This is a genomic window from Streptomyces sp. S6 (assembly GCF_054880855.1).
In genome coordinates this window covers 1-5663 of the sequence record NZ_JBTYMC010000379.1, presented here as the reverse complement: position 1 = coordinate 5663, position 5663 = coordinate 1, and the positions used below count along the sequence as shown (strand labels likewise).

Below are 5663 nucleotides of genomic sequence, written 5' to 3'. Positions count from 1 at the left end.
GCCGCCTCCGCGGCCGCGCGGGCGACCGGCAGGAACCCCTCGCGGCGCGAGACGTCCGGCCGCTCCTCCTCGGCGGGCCACAGGCCGAGGGCCGCGCAGAGAGTGGGCAGGACGGCCATGGCGGCGGTCGCGTACCCCTCGGCGGACGGGTGGTAGTGGTCGGGACCGAACAGTTCACGGGGATTCGCCTCGAACTCGGGCCCGAGGAGATCCCCCAGCGAGACCGTCCGGCCCCCCTGCTCCACCGCCCCGATCGTCTGCGCCGCCGCCAACTGGCGGGACGCCCGGCGGGCCAGCCAGCGCAACGGCTGCCCGACCGGCTCGATCGTCCCGAGGTCGGGACACGTGCCGACGACGACCTCCGCACCGGCCGTCCGCAGCCGCCGTACCGCCGAGGAGAGGTGACGGACGGAACGCGTCGCCGGCATGCGGTGCGTGACGTCGTTCGCGCCGACGATGATCACGCAGATGTCCGGCACCTGTTCGGCGGAGCCGAGGACGAGGGCGACCTGCCGGTCGAGGTCGTCGGACTGGGCGCCGGGGTGGGAGACGTTGCGCAGCAGCACGGGGCGCTCCGCGACAGCGGCGAGGCCGGACGCGAGCAGCGCACCCGGCGTCTGGGAGGCCCGGTGCACACCCTGACCGGCGGCGGTGGAGTCCCCGAGCAGAACGAACCGCAACGGCTCGTCACCGGAACCCGCGCCCGCGCCCGCGCCCGAACCCGCATACCCGGCCCCGTACAACCCGTCCGCCCGAGGCACCCGCACAGCCCCCCCGTTCTCCACCTGCCTCCGCGCCCACTGCGCCTCCGCGAGCAGCAGCCCCACGGCCGCCGCTCCGGCCAGTCCGATTCCGCCACCGCCGTACGCGGCGCCCGCCGCGATCCGTCGGGCCACTCGTGCCCTGGACATGCTGGTCATCCCCGCCGCCACCTCCTCGTCGCCGTACAACCTCTCCTTGCCCCGTACGCCCCACCGGCCAATCTCCCCTGGGAGTGAACGAGCCTTAGGCTGGCGGAACCATCACGACCACGTTTTTTGCAAGCAACCGGAGACAACGGTGCAATTCCACGACTCGATGATCAGCCTCGTCGGCAACACCCCGCTGCTCAGGCTCAACAGCGTCACCCAGGGCATCCAGGCGACAGTCCTCGCGAAGGTCGAGTACTTCAACCCCGGCGGCAGCGTGAAGGACCGCATCGCCCTGCGGATGATCGAGGCGGCCGAGGAGAGCGGGGCGCTTCAGCCGGGCGGCACGATCGTGGAGCCGACCAGCGGGAACACCGGTGTGGGCCTGGCGATCGTGGCCCAGCAGAAGGGGTACAAGTGCATCTTCGTGTGCCCCGACAAGGTGAGCCTGGACAAGATCAACGTGCTGCGGGCGTACGGCGCCGAGGTCGTCGTCTGCCCCACGGCCGTCGACCCGGAGCACCCGGACTCGTACTACAACGTCTCCGACCGCCTCGTCCGTGAGACGCCGGGCGCGTGGAAGCCGGACCAGTACTCCAACCCGAACAACCCCCTCTCCCACTACCACTCCACCGGCCCCGAGCTGTGGGAGCAGACGGAGGGGAAGATCACGCACTTCGTCGCGGGCGTCGGCACGGGCGGCACGATCTCCGGGACCGGCCGGTACCTGAAGGACGCCAGCGACGGCAAGGTCAAGGTGATCGGCGCGGACCCGGAGGGCTCGGTGTACTCCGGCGGCTCCGGCCGTCCGTACCTCGTCGAGGGCGTCGGTGAGGACTTCTGGCCGACCGCCTACGACCGGACGGTCGCCGACGACATCGTCGCCGTCTCCGACAAGGACTCCTTCCAGATGACCCGCCGCCTCGCGAAGGAGGAGGGGCTGCTGGTCGGCGGGTCCTGCGGGATGGCCGTCGTGGCGGCGCTGCGGGTGGCCGAGGGGCTCGGCCCGGACGACGTCGTCGTCGTCCTGCTGCCGGACAGCGGGCGCGGGTACCTTTCAAAAATCTTCAACGACGAGTGGATGGCGGACTACGGCTTCCTTGAGGACGACGGTCCGAGCGCGCGCGTCAGCGACGTTCTGAACGACAAGGAGCACGGGGCGATCCCCTCGCTCGTGCACATGCACCCCGAGGAAACCGTCGGCGAGGCGATCGAGGTGCTGCGGGAGTACGGCGTCTCCCAGATGCCGGTCGTGAAGCCGGGGGCCGGGCACCCGGACGTGATGGCCGCCGAGGTCGTCGGGTCCGTCGTCGAGCGGGAGCTGCTGGACGCGCTGTTCAACAACCGGGCGTCGCTCGTCGACCCGCTGGAGAAGCACATGTCCGCGCCGCTGCCGCAGGTCGGCTCCGGGGAGCCCGTCGCGGACCTGATGTCGGTGCTGGGGGTGGCGGACGCGGCGATCGTGCTGGTCGAAGGGAAGCCGAAGGGGGTCGTCAGTCGGCAGGACCTGCTGGCGTTCCTCGCCAAGGGCGGCAAGTAAGACGCGCGGCGGCGGGGGTGCACGGCGGGGAAACCTGCGGTGAACCCCCGGTGCGGCCGTCGGACTTCCCTTTGTCCACCGAATCGGTGGACTTCGTGGAAGTGGTACGAACGCGTCACGTCCGCGCAGCACTCGCTTAACACGAGTCCGGCAGATTAGTGGGTGTCGGCAGGCGGGAGCGGCTCCCCGCCGGGCCGGCAAACCGAACGGCGTCACGGACCTCCGGAGCGGCTCCCGGACCTCCACAGACGCCAGGACGCAGGGTTCATCCCGCGTCTCTCGCGGGGACCGCCGTCGTCCCGCCCCCCTCACCGGGGGTGCGGCGGTCCCCGCTGTATTTTGCGCCTAAACCGGCGCCGCTCTCGCGGAGGTGGTTGCTCGCCGTCGGGGTGCTCAATTGATGGTTGCGGCCGTCTTCGCTTTTTTCTTCGGCTCAGGACTGTGTCAGTCCTTCCAGCGGTCCTCGTCGTCGTTCTTCCCTCGGCGGCCCCTGATCGCGTCCAGTAGGGCCGGGGTGGCGCGGAAGGCGTGGGCCGCGTTGACGCCTACGATGCCGGCCCAGGTGACGAGGAGGCCGGGGAGGTCGGCGTTGACGACGCCGATGGCGGAGAGGGGGATGGCTAGGACGAGGGTGACGATGCCGAAGCCGAAGCGTTCTCCCCAGGAGTCGGCGGCAGCCGGGTTGCGGGTGCTTCGGGCGGCGGACATCTGTTGCTCGGCGAACTGGCGGCGGACCCTGCGGTCCACCGCGCCGTCGATGCGTTGGTCCACCTTCTCCAGGAACGACTCGACCAGCGCCGAGTCGTACTCCTCACCCAGCTCCCGGCGCGCGTGGAGCGTCGCGTCGAGTTCCTTCTTCAGTTCGGTGTCCCGGCCCGCTGTCATCGTCGTCTCCTCAATACCCTGAAGCCTCTACCAGGCTAGGGAGCGGGAACCCCCGCCGCACGGGGGATATCCCCCGTCTTCGGGCGGGGGCTCGCCGGGAGGACGCCCACGGACTCCAGCGTGCGGCGGTGTGCGGGGCCGACGTCGCTCAGGCGCACGTCCACCCCCCTCCCGCGCAGCTCCCCCACCGCCTCCTTCAGCGCCAGCGCCCCCGTCGCGTCCACCGCCGTCAGCCCCGACAGCTTCAGCTCGACCGCGTTCACCCCGTCCACGTCCGTCAGCGCGCGGCGCAGGCTGTCGGCGCCGGCGAACAGGAGGGGGCCGTCGTAGCGGAAGCTCACCGACTCGGCGCCGGGGAGTTCGTCCGAGGCGGCCGGGGTGAGGCGGGTGTTCGTCGCGGCGGCCTTCAGGGCGAGGACGACGGAGACGGCCAGGCCGATGAGGACGGCTCGGACGAGGTCCAGGGCGAGGGTCGAGGCGGCGGTGAGGACGAGGACGAGGGCGTCGCCCTTGGTGGCGCGGGCCATCTCCCGCACCGGGCCCGTCTCGACCATGCGGATCGCTGTCGCGAGGAGGACACCGGCGAGGGCGGAGAGGGGGATGCGGGCGACCAAGGGGGCTGCCGCTGTGACGATGCCGGCGAGGATCACCGCGTGGGTGAGGGCCGCCAGGCGGGAGGTGGCGCCGGTGCGGACGTTCACCGCTGTGCGGGCGATGGCGCCGGTGGCGGGGACGCCGCCGAAGAGGGGGGCGGCCAGGTTGGCGATTGCCTGGCCGAAGAGTTCTTTGGAGGGGTCGTGGTTCGGTGCGGGTGCGTTGTGGCTGGTCGCGCCCTGCGGCGGAGCCGCAGATGAACACAGCCCCGCGCCCCTAGAAGACCCTTCCGCGCGCCGGTTCGCAGACATTCGGTCCGCCACCGATGCGGAGAGTAGAGACTCCAGTGCGGCCAAGGCCGCTACTGCTACCGCCGACGGCAGGAGCGTCGGGATGTCGGCCACGTTCAAGAACGCCAGCGACGGCGTCGGCAGCGACGACGGCAGCGCGCCGATTCTCGTCACGTCCAGCGGCAGCACCACCCCCACCCCCACCGCCACCAGCGAGAACGGCACCCCCGGCCGCCACCTCGCCCCCGCCAGCACCACCCCCGCCGAACCCGCCGCCAGCAACAGAGCGGCCCAGTGCGGATGTGCTCCGAACTCCTCCACCGCCCTCCCCGCCACCACGGCCACCTGCTCGCCCTGCGGCAGAGGGACCCCCAAGGCGTTCGGGATCTGCTGGAGGGCGATGACGGCGGCGATGCCGATGGTGAAACCGGCGATGACGGGGGCGGGGACGTAGGTCATGGCCGCACCCGCCCTCGCGAAGGAGAGGGCGAGAAGGATGAGGCCTGCCAGGAGGCCGACCGTGAGGACGCCGTCGGCGCCGTAGTGGTGGACGATCGGGACGAGGACGACGGTCATGGCGCCGGTCGGGCCGGAGACCTGGCGGGCGCTGCCGCCGAAGAGTGCGGCGAGGGCGCCGGCGACGATCGCGGTGGCCAGCCCGGAGGCGGCGCCGAGGCCGGAGCTGACGCCGAAGCCGAGGGCGAGGGGGAGGGCGACGACGGCGACGGTCAGGCCGCACAGGAGGTTGCGGCGGGGTTCGTGGGTGAGGGTGCGGAGGTCTGCGGGGGTGGGGAGGGGGAGGTTCATCGACGCGCTTCTTTGCGGGGTCGTTCGTGATGAGGCACGGGGTTGTTCACGGCAGGAGGGACACCACGCCCGTGTCCAGGTCGAACCGTGCGGCCGTCACCTGGGCGGCGGCGAACGCCGGGTCCGTGCGGATGGCGTCGCGGACCCAGGTGGTGTGGGCGGTCATGGTGTGCTCGGCCCAGTCGCCGGGGGTGGCGCGGGTGCGGTGGGCGGCGGGGGTGATCTCCTCGACGAGGAGTTCGAGGTGGCCGGGGACGTCGTCGCCGGTGCGGAGGTGGTCGAGGGTGGCGGCGATGGCGCCGCAGCGCTCGTGGCCGAGGACGAGGACGAGGGGGATGCCGAGTTCGGTGACGCCGTACTGGACGGAGCCGAGGACCGCCTCGTCCAGCACCGGGCCCGCCGTCCTTATGCAGAGCAGGTCGCCGAGGCCCTGGTCGAAGATCAGCTCCGGCGGGACGCGGGAGTCGATGCAGCCGAGGACGATCGCGTACGGGTGCTGGCCACCGGCGAGGGTACGGCGCAGGCGGCCGTCCTCGTGGGGGTGGCTGGAGCGGCCCGCGGCGTAACGGGCGTTGCCGGCGAGGAGTTCGTCCAGGGCGGTACGGGCGGTGGTCGGGGGGCCGGGGCGGCGGGGTGGCC

General features: G+C 72.1%; 5 protein-coding genes. 1 reads left to right on the top strand and 4 read right to left on the bottom strand.

What is annotated here, in order from left to right:
* Positions 1-920, bottom strand: a 920-nt coding sequence (locus tag ACVNF4_RS31660; RefSeq protein WP_461806318.1) for an SGNH/GDSL hydrolase family protein, incomplete at its 3' end; no start/stop codon positions are given.
* A gap of 139 nt (positions 921-1059) precedes the next feature.
* On the opposite strand from ACVNF4_RS31660, the gene ACVNF4_RS31655 reads away from it, so the two are divergent.
* A complete protein-coding gene (locus tag ACVNF4_RS31655; protein WP_461806317.1) occupies positions 1060-2448 on the top strand; it encodes a cystathionine beta-synthase in 1389 nt (462 codons plus the stop codon).
* A gap of 444 nt (positions 2449-2892) precedes the next feature.
* Here ACVNF4_RS31655 and ACVNF4_RS31650 read toward each other — a convergent pair whose 3' ends face one another.
* The 3 genes from ACVNF4_RS31650 to ACVNF4_RS31640 form a co-directional block, all read right to left on the bottom strand.
* A complete protein-coding gene (locus ACVNF4_RS31650) occupies positions 2893-3333 on the bottom strand; it encodes a hypothetical protein (protein ID WP_461806316.1) in 441 nt (146 codons plus the stop codon).
* Positions 3334-3368: 35 nt separating this feature from the next.
* A complete protein-coding gene (locus tag ACVNF4_RS31645; RefSeq protein ID WP_461806315.1) occupies positions 3369-5024 on the bottom strand; it encodes a SulP family inorganic anion transporter in 1656 nt (551 codons plus the stop codon).
* A 46-nt stretch (positions 5025-5070) separates the two neighbouring features.
* Positions 5071-5663 (bottom strand): carbonic anhydrase (locus ACVNF4_RS31640; RefSeq protein ID WP_461806314.1); only part of this gene is annotated, 593 nt, incomplete at its 5' end.

Bases quoted from the DNA above. Each gene is read 5' to 3' on its own strand.
- ACVNF4_RS31650 (WP_461806316.1), bottom strand. From the start codon at position 3,333: ATGACAGCGGGCCGGGACACCGAACTGAAGAAGGAACTCGACGCGACG.
- ACVNF4_RS31645 (WP_461806315.1), bottom strand. From the start codon at position 5,024: ATGAACCTCCCCCTCCCCACCCCCGCAGACCTCCGCACCCTCACCCAC.